The sequence below is a fragment of the Pseudocalidococcus azoricus BACA0444 genome (genome assembly GCF_031729055.1).
In the GTDB taxonomy this organism is placed as follows: domain Bacteria; phylum Cyanobacteriota; class Cyanobacteriia; order Thermosynechococcales; family Thermosynechococcaceae; genus Pseudocalidococcus; species Pseudocalidococcus azoricus.
In genome coordinates this window covers 1-17,384 of the sequence record NZ_JAVMIP010000032.1, presented here as the reverse complement: position 1 = coordinate 17,384, position 17,384 = coordinate 1, and the positions used below count along the sequence as shown (strand labels likewise).

At 51.4% G+C, this 17,384-nt stretch carries 14 protein-coding genes and 2 pseudogenes; 11 read left to right on the top strand and 5 right to left on the bottom strand.

The genetic code is table 11. The features are described from left to right. Positions 1-118, bottom strand: a pseudogene (locus RIF25_RS17475) (IS630 family transposase); the annotation flags it as partial. Positions 119-214: 96 nt separating this feature from the next. Between RIF25_RS17475 and RIF25_RS16915 the strand changes: the two are divergent. From RIF25_RS16915 to RIF25_RS16895, 5 genes are all read left to right on the top strand, one after another. Further along, the gene (locus RIF25_RS16915; RefSeq protein ID WP_322879694.1) at positions 215-583 is read left to right on the top strand and encodes an MGMT family protein; all 369 of its coding nucleotides are present in this window, start codon (positions 215-217) and stop codon (positions 581-583) included. Between the two features lie 95 nt (positions 584-678). Continuing rightward, positions 679-1,476, top strand: coding sequence for a pentapeptide repeat-containing protein (locus tag RIF25_RS16910; protein WP_322879693.1), 798 nt, complete (start codon positions 679-681; stop codon positions 1,474-1,476). A 214-nt stretch (positions 1,477-1,690) separates the two neighbouring features. Beyond that, positions 1,691-2,158 (top strand): protein-tyrosine phosphatase family protein, encoded by a 468-nt coding sequence (locus RIF25_RS16905; RefSeq protein ID WP_322879692.1) that lies wholly within the window; start codon positions 1,691-1,693, stop codon positions 2,156-2,158. Positions 2,159-2,210: 52 nt separating this feature from the next. Beyond that, positions 2,211-3,113, top strand: coding sequence for an alpha/beta fold hydrolase (locus RIF25_RS16900; protein ID WP_322879691.1), 903 nt, complete (start codon positions 2,211-2,213; stop codon positions 3,111-3,113). A 91-nt stretch (positions 3,114-3,204) separates the two neighbouring features. Then, entirely contained in the window at positions 3,205-3,339 is a 135-nt protein-coding gene (locus RIF25_RS16895) for a hypothetical protein (protein ID WP_322879690.1), read from the top strand. 35 nt (positions 3,340-3,374) lie between these two features. Here RIF25_RS16895 and RIF25_RS16890 read toward each other — a convergent pair whose 3' ends face one another. Continuing rightward, entirely contained in the window at positions 3,375-5,285 is a 1,911-nt protein-coding gene (locus RIF25_RS16890) for a GTPase family protein (protein WP_322879689.1), read from the bottom strand. A gap of 400 nt (positions 5,286-5,685) precedes the next feature. Here RIF25_RS16890 and RIF25_RS16885 point away from each other — a divergent pair, with 400 nt between their 5' ends. Beyond that, on the top strand, positions 5,686-8,727 hold the full coding sequence (locus RIF25_RS16885) for a glycoside hydrolase family 9 protein (protein ID WP_322879688.1): 3,042 nt from the start codon (positions 5,686-5,688) through the stop codon (positions 8,725-8,727). Between the two features lie 381 nt (positions 8,728-9,108). Here RIF25_RS16885 and RIF25_RS16880 read toward each other — a convergent pair whose 3' ends face one another. Then, the gene (locus RIF25_RS16880) at positions 9,109-9,453 is read right to left on the bottom strand and encodes a hypothetical protein (RefSeq protein ID WP_322879687.1); all 345 of its coding nucleotides are present in this window, start codon (positions 9,451-9,453) and stop codon (positions 9,109-9,111) included. Between the two features lie 153 nt (positions 9,454-9,606). Between RIF25_RS16880 and RIF25_RS16875 the strand changes: the two genes are divergently transcribed. Further along, positions 9,607-11,445 carry a phospholipase D-like domain-containing protein gene (locus tag RIF25_RS16875; protein WP_322879686.1) on the top strand — a complete coding sequence of 613 codons (1,839 nt, stop codon included), beginning with the start codon at positions 9,607-9,609 and terminating at the stop codon, positions 11,443-11,445. Positions 11,446-11,471: 26 nt separating this feature from the next. Here RIF25_RS16875 and ffh read toward each other — a convergent pair whose 3' ends face one another. After that, positions 11,472-12,923, bottom strand: a complete 1,452-nt coding sequence (ffh, locus tag RIF25_RS16870) for a signal recognition particle protein (protein WP_407682472.1) — start codon at positions 12,921-12,923, stop codon at positions 11,472-11,474. A gap of 168 nt (positions 12,924-13,091) precedes the next feature. Here ffh and trpE point away from each other — a divergent pair, with 168 nt between their 5' ends. From trpE to grrM, 4 genes are all read left to right on the top strand, one after another. Continuing rightward, complete coding sequence (trpE, locus tag RIF25_RS16865; protein WP_407682471.1) at positions 13,092-14,621, top strand: anthranilate synthase component I; 1,530 nt, start codon at positions 13,092-13,094, stop codon at positions 14,619-14,621. Between the two features lie 116 nt (positions 14,622-14,737). Then, positions 14,738-15,184 carry a GrrA/OscA1 family cyclophane-containing rSAM-modified RiPP gene (gene grrA, locus RIF25_RS16860; RefSeq protein WP_322879683.1) on the top strand — a complete coding sequence of 149 codons (447 nt, stop codon included), beginning with the start codon at positions 14,738-14,740 and terminating at the stop codon, positions 15,182-15,184. Between the two features lie 31 nt (positions 15,185-15,215). Then, a complete protein-coding gene (grrA, locus tag RIF25_RS16855) occupies positions 15,216-15,704 on the top strand; it encodes a GrrA/OscA1 family cyclophane-containing rSAM-modified RiPP (RefSeq protein WP_322879682.1) in 489 nt (162 codons plus the stop codon). Positions 15,705-15,746: 42 nt separating this feature from the next. After that, entirely contained in the window at positions 15,747-16,934 is a 1,188-nt protein-coding gene (gene grrM / locus RIF25_RS16850; protein ID WP_407682470.1) for a cyclophane-forming radical SAM/SPASM peptide maturase GrrM/OscB, read from the top strand. 225 nt (positions 16,935-17,159) lie between these two features. Here the strand turns inward: grrM and RIF25_RS16845 are convergent. Then, positions 17,160-17,384 (bottom strand): annotated as a pseudogene (locus RIF25_RS16845) (hypothetical protein); the annotation flags it as partial.

Sequence of the window (17,384 nt, the reverse complement as noted above, 5' to 3'; positions counted from 1 at the left end):
GGAGTAGAGCCATGATTTCTGAATGAGTACATCCTTGCAATGTCATCTTGACCGCCAGGGCACGCTTAGTTTCTCTTGAATCTAGGCATGTATCTATAAATTGGTTCAATTCATCCATAAGACCATCCAAATCATACTATAATTATCTCATGTCTAAAAACGGATTGCTATATTTCCCCCTAGGATAGTGGAGCAAGTCCTCTGCAAGCCGCCCATGTCTTCTCAGCCACAACCCCAGTCCCCATCCCCGCGCTATGCCCAAATTTATACTCTCGTTTGCCAAATTCCTCCCGGTCAAGTTGCTACCTATGGACAGATTGCCAAACTCTTGGGATTACCGAACCAGGCCCGGCAAGTGGGATATGCTTTGTTTCGGGTGGCCTCAGATTCAGAGATTCCCTGGCATCGAGTGGTTAATGCCCAAGGGGAAATTTCCTATGCGCCCCAACGTCAAGGGAATGATGACCTCCAACGCTGGCGACTGGAAACTGAGGGCATTGTGTTTGATCCTGCCGACCGGATTAACCTGAAAAAATATGGTTGGCCTGGCCCGGGTGCGACAGAGGCTGATCCCCTGAAATAGCTCAGAGCTTAACGTATCCTAAAAGTTAGTCTCCTAAACTTAAGGACATTAAGACAGCTTCTCAAAACAACTCATGGTGATGAAGGGAACGGTTTATGACGGCAGCAACAGTACCAACCCACCCTGACCCCACTGGCTTTAGCCACCAGCAGCCACAAAACCCCATCGCCCAAGATAAGGGAGCAGATCTGCAAGCACGGTATCAACAGGGGGAGCGTAATTTTGTCGGCATTAACCTTCAAGGGGCCAATCTCCAGAGGGCTGTTTTGGTGGGGATCAATCTCCAGGCCGCAAATCTAGCCCAGGCCAACCTGGAAAATTGCGATCTCCGGGATGCCAATTTAGAGCGGGCCAATCTTGACCAGGCTAATCTCAGGAATACCTGTCTGATTGGGACCAACTTAACGGATGCCTATTTAGAAACTATCCACCGCCACGGTTCCCCTCAATCCCCCACCCAAACCCAACCCGTCAGTCCCCCACCTCAGCCCCTAGATAGCTCTCCAGGCCCAGAACTCACCCCACCCACAGTTGCCCTCAATGCTGCCCAACTGATTGCCGCCTATGCCCAAGGAGCGCGAGATTTTCAGGGACTTAACCTGACTGGAATTGACTGCCAGGCCCAGGAACTCAACCAGGCCAACTTCCAAGGTAGTAACTTGAGCCAGGCCAACTTTCGCTTAACGGACTTACAGGGGGCAAATTTTGCCGATGCCAATCTCCAGGGTGCCAATCTATCTATGGCGGATATTCACTCCTGTAACTTCTGTGGCGCGAATTTAACCCAGGCCAACCTGAGTGGAGCCGACCGCCGCAATGCCCGCTATGATGAGCGTACTAAATTCCCGGCCGGGTTCAATCCAGAGATTGTCGGGATGGTTAAAGCATCATAAATTATCTTCTATAGACTCCAGCTAGATTTCTTAGGCAGGAGATACAGCCCCCTCGGTACTGATGAACTATGATCGGTATCTAAACGCACACTTTCCCCGACTGCATTGCCTGACATTGACTGAGTTTTGAGCGTATCCAGAACCCATCCCAGATCGGTCAGACTCTCAGACTGAGTGGCTGTGCTTGTCGTTGCTTTATAAGGTGTCCCTTATTATGCCCGAGCGATTTTCCTGGATATTACCGGATCAATTAGCAGTTGGTTCTGTTCCCAATGCCAGTGCATCCACATTCTATTTACGCCGAGTTGGGATTACAGCGGTTTTAACCTTGACAGAAGCCACGGAAATTGAGCTACCGAAAGACTTGAGCAGTAATTTTCTTTGGCAACGCATGCCGATTCCCGATGGGTTTAAAGGGGGAGTGCCGGACGTTGAACAGTTTGCCCAGGCCATGGCAATTCTCCAGCAGTGGTTCAAAAAGCGGCATACGGTCTATGTCCATTGTTTAGCCGGGGTGGGGCGTTCAGCTTCCGTCTGTGCCTTGTACCTGACTCAGAGCCAGAATCTCCCCTTGGAGGCGGCCATTGCTGAAGTCAAACGCTGTCACAGTTATGCCCATCCCGATCACCATCAAGTCCGGGTGATGCAAGCCTACCTCCAGGCCCAGCAAGTGAATTCCTAAAGACGCGACCAACGGTTAGGCTGGAAACTGTGCGTGTTAGGTTAACCCATTTATGATTGCCTCTCCTCCCCTCCAGGCCTACCGTTGGCAAACCTATCAATGCGTCTATCAGCATTACCCGGCGCAAAGTGGTGTTGACCCGGCCCCCTTAGTCTTAATTCATCCCATTGGAGTCGGCTTATCGCGGCGGTTTTGGGGGCGGTTTTGCCAGGCCTGGTTTGGGATGGGGGGGAAGGCAGCGATTTATAACCCAGATTTACTCGGCTGCGGCGATGGTGATTTACCCCATGTGGCCTTTTACCCAGAGGATTGGGCGGATCAGTTGGGACAGTTTTTGGAGGTGATTGTTAAACGGCCGGCGGTGCTGGTTGTCCAAGGGGCGTTAATGCCTGTGGCGGTGGAGTTGGCGGTCAAATATCCCCAATGGGTAGAGGCAATGGTTTGGAGTGGCCCCCCGGCCTGGAGTTTGATCAGTGCCGCTAAAGAAGCCTGGCCGCAGCAAGCCAGTTGGAACCTATTTGATTCGCCCTTGGGGTGGGGGTTTTATCTCTATGCCCGCAGCGAAGCCTTTTTACGAGATTTTTCCATCAAGCAACTGTTTGCCCATCCCGAAGATGTGGATCAAGAGTGGTTAGACCTCTTAGCCCAAGGGTGTCAGTCCTTAGAAACCCGTCATGCCGTCTATTCTTTCTTATCGGGGTTTTGGCGGAAAGATTATCAGCCGCTCCTGGCTCAAATTCAGGCCCCGATCTTGATTGTTATGGGCGATCAGGCTTCGAGTATTAGTCGCGAGGCCCGCAATCGTCCCGCTACTAACCGGATGACCCCCTATCTGGAAACTCTGCCCCAGGCCCAAGGAGTGGAGATAGCCGGACGGAATGTTTTACCCTACGAATCTACGGCCGCCTTCACCCTAGCTGTCAAAAATTTTCTGGAGGTGGGCAATTCTCCTTAACTTCGTTTTTGTGGTGATCTTGTCAAGTCCAGATTCTCTTGGTATGAATAGATTTGACTCGAATTATTAATATTGAGGATTTCTAAGCTCTATGAAAACGACTGTCAAACTCTTAGCCTTGGCTTTACTCCTAGGTCTTTCCAGTACCGCTTTGGTTGCCTGTGGTGGTGGTAGTACCCCGGCCCCAACAGAATCTCCCGCTAGCCCTAGCCCCAGCCCTAGCTGATGGAGTGGCCTTCGACTTGCCATTATTGAACTGAGTTAAATTTGTTTTTCTAAGAAGTAGCGGTATCGTGGTTCGAGGTTCACAGACCCGGTGGCGGTATCGCTATTCCCATTCATTGACCAATACTCCACTAGGGTTTGCCCTAAAGCCCAGGCCTGTGCGGCGAGAGACCCCTCAGCAAACAACAGCAGGGGCCAAATTTGGGCCAAGTTAAAGTTATTAACACTGCGGGTATCTCCCAAAAGACTAAATAATTCCACTGCCATTTGGACTTTGGCAAGAATCACTGGGGATTTTTCCAAGGGAAGTTTTTCGGCTAAAACCCAAGCCGCAGCGGGAGAACCGGTTAAAAAGGTGGAGATAAATTGCAGCAACGGGCCTTTCAATACACTGGTGATCCCTTGGGCCGACCCCATAATCAGGGCATAGCGATCAATAATTTGCCGTGCCGCCGCTACTCGCAGATCGCGATTTTTCAAACATCGTCCCAAGCGGGCCTGTTGAGCCGGATCAATCAGTCCCAAGAGGGTTTCAATCAGTTCCATCTCCCCCCAGGCCGGGCGGTCGCGACTCGGATCAGCCATGACCATCGGGAGTAAATGGGTCGTATAGGCCTGGAAATGGTCGCGGCGGTAACTCAGGGCTTCCCGCATAGCCGACTCCTTGGGACGCTGGCCATATTGCCAATCATAGGGGGGCTGCCATTCCCGGATTGGGCGGAGTTTATCAACCTGGGAAACCAAAATTAGGATCGGGATGTCTGGGGTGGCCGCGTTAACCTGGGTCAAAAACTTCAGATCCATTTGCAAGGCGGGGTCGAGGGCGGGTGTCACCAAAATCAGGACATCGGTTTGCTGGAGGGCCTTAACCACCTGGGCCTGGTAGTCGGGACGGTTAATTTGTTCGTAGCCAGGGCTATCCCAGAGAATCAGATCCTCACCTTGGGGATTTTGCCAGCGATAACTGCTTAGCTCGGCGGTATTGGGTAAGACATTGGTTTGGGTTTGGGGGGTGGTGAAGAGGGTGTTAATCAGGCTACTTTTTCCGGCTCCTGTCCGTCCGGCAATTAAAAGATTCAGGGGGGTGGCGGGGGGGGTGTTCAGGTCACTGGCCTGGGTGAGAATGTCCGCCAGGGTTTCGGTTTGGGGAGTTTTGATCTCTAGGGTCGGCTCGGTCAAGGTCGGTAACACCGTTTTACTGCCATATAAAGCCATGGCCCGCACTCCCAAGGCCCGGAGGGTTTGCTCCCGTAACAGTTGCCCCAGGTTGGCTAAGAGTTCCTGATTAGCTTTGGTTTGACTGCCTTGGGTCGCAACTTTGGTCACCGCCACTGCCGGATTGGTAATCCATTGCACCCAGTTCCAGGCCTGGAGTCCCCACCGCGCCGCCGGAGCCAATTTTTCATAGAGTTCATAGGCTTGAATCGCTTGTCCAACGGTGACTCGATTCAGAACCGGCCCCAAGGTCATCATCCAGCGATCCACATCCTCCACGGTGTCGCGCATCAACCGATAGGCCTGGGGGACATAGATATGTAGCAAGGGCCGCTTGACAGTCGGGTTATAGATCAAAGCCACTTCTGTCAGTAATGCCTGCATCCGTTGCCAAAAGAGGGGCCAGTTATCCCAAGGGGGTGGATCCTGACGGGCAGTTTGGAGGAGGGTTTGAATCCGGGCCTGGGCCTGTTGATCTTGTTCAGAGGTGGCGGGGGATTGACCAAGGGCCTGGGGGGAAAAATCAGCCGTGAGAAGTTCTGTTTCCGCCGATGGAGCTAACCAACGCAACAGGAGCAACCGCCAGGCCAAGAGCATGACAATCACCACCGCCCACAGCCAATCCAGGCCCCAAGCATGAATTTGGATCAGGGCAGCCGTCGTCACCAGGCCCCCCACCGCCACTATCGGTAAGGCCAACACGCCAATCTGCCATCCCTTGAGTTTAATCATGGCTTGCTTTTAGGAGACCCTCAATTGTGCTGCATCCACTGATTAAGTTTAGGAAAAAAGGATAGCTGCTGGCTTCCCCCAACTCCAATCCCCAGGCATAATCCTTTGACCTCCAAGCTGCAATTGCCAAGCCCAATTCAGGTACCTAATCGGCGACAGCAGATCCCGGCAATAGAAAACTTGAAAAAAACTGTTTCAGGCTGGAACTTTGTTAATGGATATCCGTCAGAGCTACAGTTCTCAAAATAAAATGCCTGAAAAAAATCCTTTTGGCCTTTCCCTAGCATCGAAATTGGCCGATGCAATGTTGATGATCCTGTAGAAAATTGGGTTAATTTTGATCACTAATCACCGCGCATAGAGCTTTTCTATGTCGCTATCTTTGGCATGGGATTGAATGATGAGTAATGTTCTCTATAGTGTTACGGAAACTTGGCAAAATGGCTTCAATGGAAAATTAGCTGTCGGGAGTCCAACTCAAACCTTAAAGGGCTGGACAGTCACATTTGAGGCCAGCTTTAACATTACCAACATCTGGAATGCTGAAATTGTCAGTCGCCAAGGCAACCGCTACACCATTCGCTTTGCCGAGTGGAATCAAACCATTGCCCCAGGCCAGGTGGTGAATGTCGGCTTTACGGCTAGCTATACCGGAACAACTCCGCCCCCGGTGACTAATCTCAACCTAACGACCACAACCACCCCCACCCCTGCACCGTTACCAACTCTCAGTATCAATGACTTATCCATTGGGGAAGCTCAGGGAAATGCGGTTTTTACAGTTAATCTCTCCCAGGCCAGCAGCACCCCAATTACGGTTAGTTTTGCCACCGCCAACGGAACAGCGATTGCGGGTCAAGACTACACTAGCCGCACCGGAACCCTCACCTTCAATCCAGGGGAACGCGCTAAAACCATCAGTATTCCCATCCTTAACGACACCCTAGTTGAAAGCAACGAAACCTTTACCGTTCGCCTGACAAATCCTCAACAGGCCACAATTGCTAAAGCCACTGGCACGGCCACCATTATTGATAACGATATTGCAGCACCACCACCTCTACCAACCCTGACTATTAATGATATTTCAGTGGGTGAAGATAAGGGCAATGGGCTGTTTACGGTTAGTCTTTCCCAGGCCAGCAGCACTCCAATTACGGTTAGTTTTGCCACCGCCAACGGAACAGCGATTGCGGGTCAAGACTACACTAGCCGCACCGGAACCCTCACCTTCAATCCAGGAGAACGCGCCAAAACCATCAGTGTTCCAATCCTGAACGATACATTAGTAGAAAGCAACGAAACCTTTACAATTCGCCTCACTAATGCCCAACAGGCCACAATTGCTAAAGCCACTGGCACAGCCACAATTCTCGATAATGATGTCGCCCCGCCACCGCCAGCAAACCAAGCCGTGACATTTAATATCATCAGTGATTGGCAATCAGGGTTTACCGGAAACTTTAGCATCACCAATCGAGCCACCCAAACCGTTAATGGTTGGACATTGAAATTTGATGCCCCCTTTACGATCACCAATATTTGGAATGCGGACATTGTCAGTCGTCAGGGCAATACCTATACGATTAAAAATGCCAGCTTTAATGGCACCCTCAACCCCAACCAAACTATTTCCTTTGGCTTCAATGGCAACAACCCCAACAATGTCACCACGCCCCCCAGCAACCTGGTCTTTAACGGTAATTCTATTCAGCCCCCGCCTTCCCTGCCCACACTGACAATCAACGATCTAACCGTTACAGAAGGCCTCAATGCCAATGCTGTTTTTACGGTTAACCTCTCCCAGGCCAGCAGTAACAGCATCACCGTTAACTATGGTACCCAATCGGGAACTGCCACCGCCGGCCAAGACTTTACCAGCCGCACCGGAACCCTCACCTTTGCCCCCGGCGAAACCAGCAAAACCATCGCCATCCCAATCATTGATGACACGCTGCTGGAGTACCCGGAAACCTTTCGCCTTGTCCTGAGTAACCCAACCCAAGCCACCCTGGCCAAAGCCACTGGCACGGGGACGATTATTAGCAATGAAGTTCCGGTGGCAAAATTCAACTATGGGGAGGCCTTACAAAAATCATTTCTGTTCTATGAGGCCAATCGCTCTGGGGCCTTACCTCCGACAAATCGGATTGACTGGCGGCGGAATTCGGCCCTAAATGACGGTAAAGATGTCGGGCGGGATTTAACGGGTGGCTATTACGATGCCGGGGATCATGGCAAATTTGGCCTGCCAATGGCGGCTTCGATGACCATGTTGGCCTGGGGGGGACTGCAATATAACCAGGCCTACACTCGGAGCGGGCAATTAGATGAACTCCTCAGCACAATCAAATGGGGGACCGATTATATCCTGAAGGCCCATGAAACCGACAGCCAAGGGACAAAAGCCTTTTGGGGCCAGGTGGGTTTGCCGTCTTTGGATCATGCCTTTTGGGGTGCGCCGGAAAATATGACCATGGCCCGGCCCACCTTTAAGATTGATCGGCAAAAACCAGGCTCAGACTTGGCCGGGGAATCCGCTGCTACCTTGGCCGCTGCCTCGATGTTATTTAAGGCCTCCAATCCCCAGTACGCCAATCTTCTGCTCCAAAATGCGATCCAACTCTATGACTTTGCCGATAAATATCGGGGTAAATATTCCGATAGCATTCCTGAAATTCAAAACTATTACAACTCTTGGAGCGGTTTTAATGATGAACTGGCCTGGGGGGCAACTTGGCTCTACAAAGCAACGGGCAACACGAGCTATCTAACCAAAGCCGAGGGTCTTTATAATGGCATCGGGCGGGGTTGGACGCAGAACTGGGACGATAAGTCCTACGGCGTGGGGGTATTACTGGCCCAAGAAACGGGTAAAGCTCGTTACAAAACCGATGTGGAAAACTGGCTGGATTATTGGTCAGATCGCACGGGTAACGGCATTTCCTATACATCCGGGGGCCTGGCCTGGCTCACCCAATGGGGGTCCAATCGCTATGCGGCCAATACGGCAATGCTGGCGGGTATTTATGCGGATACCGTCAATGACAAAAATGGCCGCTACGCCAACTTAGCCAAGAGCCAGATTGATTATCTCCTCGGTGACAACCCCCGCAACTTTAGCTATATGGTTGGCTTTGGGACAAATTACGCCCTCAATCCCCATCATCGCGGCGCATCAGGAGTGACTAACATTAATGATCCTCTTCCCAATCGCCATATTCTTTACGGTGCTTTAGTGGGTGGCCCGACCTCTGCCAATGATTTTGCCTATCAAGATCAACGCAATGACTATGTGGCTAATGAGGTGGCCTTAGACTACAACGCGGGTTTAACAGGTGCTCTGGCGCGGATGTATCAACAGTTTGGCGGCAATCCCTTAACGGATAGTCAACTCAATAGCTTGCCAGGGATTACCATTCCGAATGTCGGGGGGGTTTGAGCCTGTTGTGACTGAGAAAATGGCGTTACTCAGACTGGCCTGGGCTAGTCATAAAACCCTTAATTCGCTCATTTTCGCTGGTTCTATTTGTCTTAACTGGGTAACGCTAAGAAACTGAGGGTGAGGGCCGGTTTGAGTCACCCTGTTTATTCCCTGTTTCCCTTGATTAATCACTGATAAGACCCATGTTCTGGCAAAGGCACCATAATCTCTAACTGTCCGTTGTCGTACGCGATGCGGGGATATTGTTGCTCAAGAATTTCCGCCAGGAGGGCTTGATAGGTCAGCGGTCAGCCAACTCACCCCATGTAAAACCAACCGTTTCTCGGCGGGGATTGCTTTTTTTGTCAGTCGGCCTGAGGACATCATTCTCCCCAATCTTTAATATTCATCTCCTTCATCCTCCCGGACTAACCATTCTTGAAAGGACTGGGAATCATCACCCAGAATTTCGATGGCTTCTTGGCGTTGGCGTTCGGCGTGTTGATATTTTTGCCGGGTGCGAGCATCTGATGACCAAATGGGGCGGGGGGCTTCCGATTCAGTTTCCACTAAGACAGTCGCTAATTCAACCAGAGGATGGTCAGCAAAAAATTGGGCAACGGCAATGGCCTGGGGTTGGGTATAACATTCCACTAAGCCGAGACTCCGGGTGAGATGATCCCAAACCACCTCATCTGCATCCGTAAAGGTTACTTCAACAAAGTATTGGGGAATTTCACTCATGTCCACCCACCCTTAACGTCAACTTTACGAAGTTCACCTATAGTTGGCATAACTTTAAACACAGATTTTCTGATTTCGATAATATTTTATCCCACTTCATCCCATAGTCTTGCCTGCTGCCGTTTTTAGTTATTGCTACCCAGGCCTGGAGTTATGTTTACCCCTCCCCAAAACGTTGTCAAGTTCCTGCGTAAACATTGGCGCTATGGAATCCTATTTTTCATTGGCCTGTTAATTGCTCTGATTGGTGTAACTCAGTGCCAGCGGGGAGAACTCAAGATTGGGGGTCTTTCACCCTTACCACAACATCCCTACATCAAGGCCCACATGAACCACGACCAGGCCTTGACCTACACCGAACCCTATCGGGACATGACGCGGGAAGGCGAAAACTTTGAACAGATCATGATTGAGGGGATTAAAGGGGCAAAATTTTCGATTGACTTTGCGGTGCAGGAATTTCGTTTACCTCTCCTGGCCCAGGCCCTCGCCGAACGCAAAAAAGCCGGGGTCAATGTCCGTGTCATTTTGGAAAATACCTACACCCGCACCTGGGCCAGCTACAGCCAAGCAGAATTGGATAGTTTAGCCCCCCGGATGAAAGAACGCTATCAAGATTGGCTGAATTTAACTGATACCAATGGTGACGGGCGGGCTTCCCCAACAGAGATCGCCGCACGGGATGCGATTACGATTCTGAACCAGGCCGGAGTTCCTTGGCTGGATGACACGGCGGATGGCTCGGCAGGCAGTATGCTCATGCACCACAAATTTATTGTTATTGATGGGCAACAAGTCATTGCAACCACGGCCAACTTTACTCTCAGCGATGTTCACGGGGATATTGGCGCGCCGGATACCCGCGGGAATGCCAATTCGTTGTTGGATATTGCCAGTCCCCAATTAGCGGCCTTATTTATCGAGGAATTTAACATCATGTGGGGAGATGGGCCGGGGGGGAAACCCGATAGTTTGTTTGGAGTCCAAAAACCCTTTCGGCCAACTCGGCGTGTGCAAATTGGCGATGCTACTGTGGATGTCAAATTCTCCCCCACCTCTCGGCGAATTCCTTGGGAAGACACCACCAATGGCCTGATCAACCATGTCTTTACCACGGCTCGCAAATCCATTGATATGGCCCTGTTTGTTTTTTCCGATCAGCAATTAGTGAACACCCTGGAAACGAAACATAATAACGGGATTGCGATTCGGACATTGGTGGATCCGGGGTTTATTTATCGTGATTTTAGTGAAGCTCTGGATATGCTCGGTGTGGCGATGGCCAATACGGGGCAGGCTCGGCGGGGAAAATGTTACTACGAAGCGGGCAACCGGCCTTGGACTAACCCAATTCAAACAGTCGGGACTCCTGACCTTCCCAAGGGGGACAAGCTGCACCACAAATACGGGGTCATTGATGGCCAAACGGTGATTATGGGGTCGCACAACTGGTCAGAAGCGGCAAACCGAGGCAATGACGAATATCTGCTGGTGGTGCATCACCCAACTGTAGCGGCTCATTATGTCCGGGAATTTGAGCGACTCTATGCCAATGCCAAGCTGGGCTTACCGGAGCGGATTAAAACCAAAATTGCCCAGCAGTTAGGAGATTGTGGTGGAAAAATCGCAACTCGAGATGCGGCCCCTGTCACAAGTCGCGCCCGGAGCACCACTGCCAACGAAGACGATCCGACCGCTACCGGGGAACCTAGCCCTTCTGCCAACCCTTCAACTCGGCCGACAACTGCGGCTAATTCCTCTTCAAGGAGTCGTCCCAATACCGCCAGTTCTAGTCCCAGTGGAGCCAAGATTAACGTCAATAGGGCATCTGAAGCTGAGTTAACCGCCCTACCTGGAGTTGGCCCCAAGGTTGCCGCGGCAATTGTTAAGACCCGCGCCAGTCACCCCTTTACTTCCCTGGAGGATCTCGATGCTGTGCCAGGGATTGGCCCCAAAATGCTAGAGCGAATTAAGGATCAAGTTTCGTTTTAACTGTGTGGCTATCGGACTTGCCTCAGCTAGAGTACGCCAAAGCCTTTGCGTTTCTTCTGCTTTTTGGGTTTCTTGGCTGCTCCTGGTCGTCCACCTGGATATCCACCCTGGCCTGGCATTGGCATTCCCCCACCCCCAAAGGGATTTCCTAAGCCCCCCAGGCCTGGCATTCCCGGCATCCCCCCTTGGCCCATTTGCTGCATCATTGAGCGCATCCGTTGAAAGTCTGAGACGAGCTTGGCCACATCTTCTAATTGATGACCTGACCCTTGGGCGACCCGTTTTTTGCGACTGGGAGAGCTGGCCAACAGTTGCGGATTTTGCCGTTCCTCCCGCGTCATGGAGTTAATCATGGATTCCGCCCGCTTGAGTTGGGATTCCCCTTGCTCGAGTTGTTCGTTAGAGATTTTGCCCATCCCCGGAATCAGTTTCATAATCCCGCCCAAAGACCCCATATTTTTCAGGAGGCGGGTTTGCTTGAGGAAGTCATTAAAGTCGAATTGAGCTTCGAGAATTTTCCGAGTCATGTTCTCGGCATCGGCCAAGTCCACTTCTTCCTGGGCTTTTTCCACCAGGGTAAGCACATCCCCCATCCCCAAAATCCGTGAGGCGAGGCGATCCGGATAAAAGGGCTGGAGGGCTTCGACTTTTTCGCCGACTCCAATGAACTTAATCGGCTGCCCGGAAATTTGTCGCACTGACAGGGCCGCCCCACCGCGGGTATCCCCATCCATTTTGGTGAGAATCGCCCCCGTAATGCCAATTTGTTCATGGAAGGCTTGGGTCAGGTTAGCCGCCTCTTGGCCAGTCATGGCATCCACAACTAGGAGGACTTCATCGGGGGTAACGGCTTTTTTAATGTCCCCCAACTCCGCCATCATATCGGCATCAATTTGTAACCGCCCGGCCGTATCCACAATGACGGTATCAACGCCTAATTCCCGACCCTTGGCAATCCCTTGGCGGGCAATTTCCACCGGATTAACCTCTGTCCCTAACTCAAACACCGGCACATTGATTTGTTTTCCAAGCGTTAAAAGCTGGTCAATGGCGGCAGGGCGATAAATATCGGTGGCGACTAGGAGGGTTGTGCGGTTTTCTTTCCGTAAATGGAGGGCGAGTTTGGCGGTGGCGGTGGTTTTTCCGGCCCCCTGTAACCCGGCCATGAGAATGACCGTAGGAGCCTGACTGGCCTGGGCAAGGGGGATATTACTTTCACCCATTACTGCGACCAGTTCATCGTAAACAATCTTGATAAACTGCTGATCCGGGCGGACTCCGGCCACAACCTCGGCTCCTAAGGCCCGTTGGCGTACCTCTTCAATAAAGGTTTTAACAACCTGCAAGTTAACATCCGCTTCCAGCAAGGCCCGCCGCACTTCCCGGAGAGCATCCTGAATATTCGTCTCGCTAATTTTGTCCTGACCCCGTAAGGATTTCCAGGCCGACTCCAGACGATCCGCTAAGGCATCAAACATATAGGCAATACTGAAGGAATCTTTATTTTGCCACACCAGCACCGACCCCTAGAACTTCAGCGACCTAATTCGGGCATCTGTTGAGATTGCGACCGTCCCCATGACTACGGCAAGATACGAGAACAGCGCACTTAACCGAAGCTCTTGTCCCCACATCTGGGCTATCCCATGATTTTTCCAACCTTTAGTCAGTTTCAGCAGCTTGCCGCCCAAGGGAACTTTATTCCGGTCTATCGAGAGTGGATTGCAGATCTAGAAACCCCAGTCTCGGCCTGGTATCGGGTCTGTGCCGGCCAACCCTATAGTTTCCTGCTGGAGTCTGTGGAAGGGGGCGAGCATCTGGGCCGCTATAGTCTTTTGGGCTGCGATCCCCTTTGGGTCTTGGAAACACGGGGGACAAAGACAACCCGCACCCATCGAAATGGCAGTGTTGAGACGTTTTACGGCAATCCCTTTGAAATTTTGTCCCAGTGCCTGGCTCCCTACCATCCGGTCAAGTTACCAGAACTGCCCCTGGGGATTGGCGGCCTATTTGGGGCCTGGGGCTATGAGTTGATTCATTGGATTGAACCCCGTGTGCCGATTTATCCAGGCGGAACCGATGATTTACCCGATGGCCTGTGGATGCAGGTGGATCAACTCCTAATTTTTGATCAGGTCAAGCGCAAGATTTGGGGGATTGTCTATGGGGATTTACGCCAGGCCCCGGATGTGCAAACCGCCTATGACCAGGCCTGTCGCCGTTTAGAACACCTGACCGAAAAATTGCAAACCCCCCTAGCAACCCAAGATACGCTCCTGGCCTGGCAACCGGAGAAACTCACCCCCAGCTTTACCAGCAATGTCAGCCCCGCCGAGTTTTGCCAAAATGTTGAAACGGCCAAAGACTATATTCGGGCCGGTGACATTTTCCAAGTGGTGCTCTCCCAACGGCTAACCACGACCTACAGGGGCGATCCTTTTGGCTTATATCGGTCACTACGCCTAATTAATCCTTCCCCCTACATGGCCTATTTTCAGTTTGGGGATTGGCAGTTGATTGGTTCCAGTCCTGAGGTCATGGTTAAGGCCGAACATTCTCCCGAACACCCCGGTCAACTCCAGGCCACCGTTCGCCCCATTGCCGGCACACGCCCCCGCGGCCAGACCCCCTCGGAAGACCAAGCCCTGGCGGAGGATCTGTTGGCGGATCCGAAAGAAATTGCTGAACACGTCATGTTGGTGGATTTGGGGCGAAATGATTTAGGCCGGGTCTGCACCCAAGGGACGGTCAAGGTGGCGGAATTGATGGTGATTGAACGCTATTCCCATGTCATGCATATCGTCAGTAACGTGATTGGGGAATTGGCCCAAGACAAGACGGCCTGGGATCTGCTCCAAGCTTGTTTTCCAGCCGGAACGGTGAGCGGCGCGCCAAAAATTCGAGCTATGGAAATTATTCATGAGTTGGAGGGTTGTCGGCGGGGGCTGTATTCCGGGGCCTATGGCTATTACGACTTTGAGGGGCAGTTGAATACGGCAATTACGATTCGGACGATGGTTGTGCGGGGCCTGGGTCATGGGCAACAACAAGTTTCTGTCCAGGCCGGGGCAGGGATTGTCGCAGACTCAGAACCAGAAAAGGAATATCAAGAAACCCTCAATAAGGCGCGGGGGCTGTTGGAGGCGATTTCGGCATTATCCGTTGTAATCAAATAATCGGAGTGTGGCCTGGGCGGGCGTGAAAATTTCCGCGCAATCTCGATGGCTGTTGGAGGGATGGGATAGCATAGGGCAAGAGCTTCATCCACCGTCAGAAAACAGGAGAAACCCTGATGACTCCCGCAAATTCCCTCAGTTGGACGGCCTTTGTCATGACTTTGGCGGCGTTAACCAGTCCTCCTGTTTTGGCGGAATTATCCCAGGCCCCGGATTCTGCCTCTCTTATTGCTAACCCAATTGAACATCGCCTTAGCCGGATCACCAACACCCTAAAAGCCACAGAAGTTCGTTTATCTCCAGAACAAATTCCGATGACCGGACTCAATGGGGGTGAAGGCAGCAGTGGAGCCGGAGGGGGGTTTGCTAATGCTCACAACGGTGGTGGAGGTTTTGCGAATACTCGGGGGCCGGGCTGGGCCAATACGGCCGGGGGAGGAGCCTTTGGAAATTCAAGGGGGCCGGGTTGGGTGAACGGAAGTAGTGGGGGCGCCTTTGTCAATAATGCTAATCCTTGGCGGAATGCTTGGGCGGATGGGGGCGGATTTCTCAATCGGTATTAAAGCTAAGTAGCGTTAAATTAGGAATTAACTCATGGCTGACTCTCCACACCTCAGTTGGGCCGCATTTGTTTTAGCCCTGGCAACCCTGACTCCCTCCCCAGCGGCGGCTAAGGCAGACTATGGGCCTCAGAGCAATCACAACCAATCAAATAATCCCGTCGAAACTCGCCTGTCGCGCATCTCCAACCAGCTCCAGATGAATGCGGCCCAATGGACGGAAACTCCGCAGGCAGTTCCTATGGGTTTAGAGGATTATCTCTGGTTAGCGCGGGGGTTTGGAAATGTCAATAATCGCGGCGGCTGGGTAAATTCGCGCAATAGTGGCTGGGGGAATAATGTCCGGGGTGGGGGTGGTTTTGTGAACACTAGGGGGCCAGGCTGGGCCAACGGAGGACGGGGGACTTTTGTGAATACCAGTGGGCCGGGCTGGGCTAATGGCAGAGGTGGCGGTGCTTTTGCGAATTGGAATAATCCCTGGCGCAATGGTTGGGGCGATGGTGGTAGTTTTTGGAATTGGTAGGGGGGGGAAATGACCCAATTGGAAGAGATTCCCCAGGCCGAGATGCCAACCCAGTCAGAGTTGAGCCAAGGTGGCGAGGCAGATGTGCCCAACTTTGGCCCCTTACGGTTATTGGTGCTGCAGCCGACTTCCTTTTGTAATCTGGATTGTGATTATTGTTATCTGCCCAATCGTCACCTCCACAATCGCCTGGACTTGGATTTAATTCGGCCAATTTTTGAGCGTATCTTTACTAGCCCCTTTGCCCGTGAGCATTTCACCATTTGTTGGCACGCTGGGGAACCTTTATCTGTCCCGGTGGATTACTATCGCCAGGCCTTTGACTTGATCCAGGCCACAAGTGATGAATTTAACGAGCAGGGGATTACGTTTGATATTTCCTTTCAAACCAATGGACTTTTAATCAACCCGGCCTGGTGTCAACTATTTCAGGATTATCCGGTTCATGTGGGGGTGAGCATTGACGGGCCAGCCTTTCTCCATGATGCCCATCGCCAAACCCGCACTGGCCTGGGGAGTCATCAAGGGGTGATGCGGGGAATTCAATGCCTCCATGACCATGATATTTATCCCTCCGTGATTGCCGTTTTAACCGCAGACTCCCTAGATTATCCTGATGAAATTTATGAATTTTTTGACCAGCATCAGTTGCGGGATGTGGGCTTCAATATGGAAGAAACCGAGGGGGTGCATGAACGCTCATCCCTGGATAAAACCGGCATGGAACTACGCTATCGGCAATTTATGGAGCGGTTTTGGGAGTTAGTCACCGCCAGTCAAGGGAATTTTCGGGTGCGGGAATTTGAGTCCATGTGCAATTTGATCTATACCAATGACCGCCTCACACAAACCGATATGAATTACCCCTTTGTGATTCTGAATGTGGATTATCAAGGGAACTTTTCCACCTTTGATCCAGAGTTACTATCGGTCAAAACAGAACGCTATGGTGACTTTATTTTGGGTAATGTTCTGACTGATCGTTTAGTAGATGTTTGTCAGACCCCTAAGTTTCAACAGATTTATGGGGATATGCAGGCCGGGGTGGCCCAATGTCGAGCCACTTGTGATTATTTTGGCCTGTGTGGGGGTGGAGCGGGCAGTAATAAATATTGGGAAAACGGCACCTTTAATTCCACCGAAACCCTGGCCTGCCGTTATCGTACCCAAGCCATTGCCGATTTAGTCATTGAGAAACTGGAAACATCCCTTGGCCTGGCTCCTGTTTAGATTTCTCTTAAGCAAACTTTGGAGTGGGAATAAATAAAAGGAATAGCTGGTATCAATACAGGATTCTGTCAGTCCAGTAACTCACTATAGCGTTACTCATTTAGGGTTAGATAAGGACAATGCTTAATGAGCACTCTTTTTAAGATATTTACTCTCTCAGAACAATCTGGGTGACGCGATAATTGCACCCTATTTGGATTATATTCAATAGCCCATCCCTCTTCGTTATGCCACTGAGGAATATGGTTTGAATTTCCCACTAACTGGAGGCGAAAGGAAAACGCGTAGAACGAGTTTAAAAGAAAATGGTTCTTCCCTATTCCAGGGTAAAAGATACATCATTCGGGCTAATGGGCAGTAATTAAAGAAAAGATTTGCCGCAAGACCGATAGTAGTTACAGCATATTCCTCGCTAAGTTGGTACACTTTTTCTGAAGCTGTGTCAAAGCG

What these genes read in the sequence shown, in the direction of transcription:
- RIF25_RS16915 (WP_322879694.1), top strand. Translation starts at nt 215, where the DNA reads ATGTCTTCTCAGCCACAACCCCAGTCCCCATCCCCGCGCTATGCCCAA.
- RIF25_RS16910 (WP_322879693.1), top strand. Translation starts at nt 679, where the DNA reads ATGACGGCAGCAACAGTACCAACCCACCCTGACCCCACTGGCTTTAGC.
- RIF25_RS16905 (WP_322879692.1), top strand. Translation starts at nt 1,691, where the DNA reads ATGCCCGAGCGATTTTCCTGGATATTACCGGATCAATTAGCAGTTGGT.
- RIF25_RS16900 (WP_322879691.1), top strand. Translation starts at nt 2,211, where the DNA reads ATGATTGCCTCTCCTCCCCTCCAGGCCTACCGTTGGCAAACCTATCAA.
- RIF25_RS16895 (WP_322879690.1), top strand. Translation starts at nt 3,205, where the DNA reads ATGAAAACGACTGTCAAACTCTTAGCCTTGGCTTTACTCCTAGGTCTT.
- RIF25_RS16890 (WP_322879689.1), bottom strand. Translation starts at nt 5,285, where the DNA reads ATGATTAAACTCAAGGGATGGCAGATTGGCGTGTTGGCCTTACCGATA.
- RIF25_RS16885 (WP_322879688.1), top strand. Translation starts at nt 5,686, where the DNA reads ATGAGTAATGTTCTCTATAGTGTTACGGAAACTTGGCAAAATGGCTTC.
- RIF25_RS16880 (WP_322879687.1), bottom strand. Translation starts at nt 9,453, where the DNA reads ATGAGTGAAATTCCCCAATACTTTGTTGAAGTAACCTTTACGGATGCA.
- RIF25_RS16875 (WP_322879686.1), top strand. Translation starts at nt 9,607, where the DNA reads ATGTTTACCCCTCCCCAAAACGTTGTCAAGTTCCTGCGTAAACATTGG.
- ffh (WP_407682472.1), bottom strand. Translation starts at nt 12,923, where the DNA reads ATGTTTGATGCCTTAGCGGATCGTCTGGAGTCGGCCTGGAAATCCTTA.
- trpE (WP_407682471.1), top strand. Translation starts at nt 13,092, where the DNA reads ATGATTTTTCCAACCTTTAGTCAGTTTCAGCAGCTTGCCGCCCAAGGG.
- grrA (WP_322879683.1), top strand. Translation starts at nt 14,738, where the DNA reads ATGACTCCCGCAAATTCCCTCAGTTGGACGGCCTTTGTCATGACTTTG.
- grrA (WP_322879682.1), top strand. Translation starts at nt 15,216, where the DNA reads ATGGCTGACTCTCCACACCTCAGTTGGGCCGCATTTGTTTTAGCCCTG.
- grrM (WP_407682470.1), top strand. Translation starts at nt 15,747, where the DNA reads ATGCCAACCCAGTCAGAGTTGAGCCAAGGTGGCGAGGCAGATGTGCCC.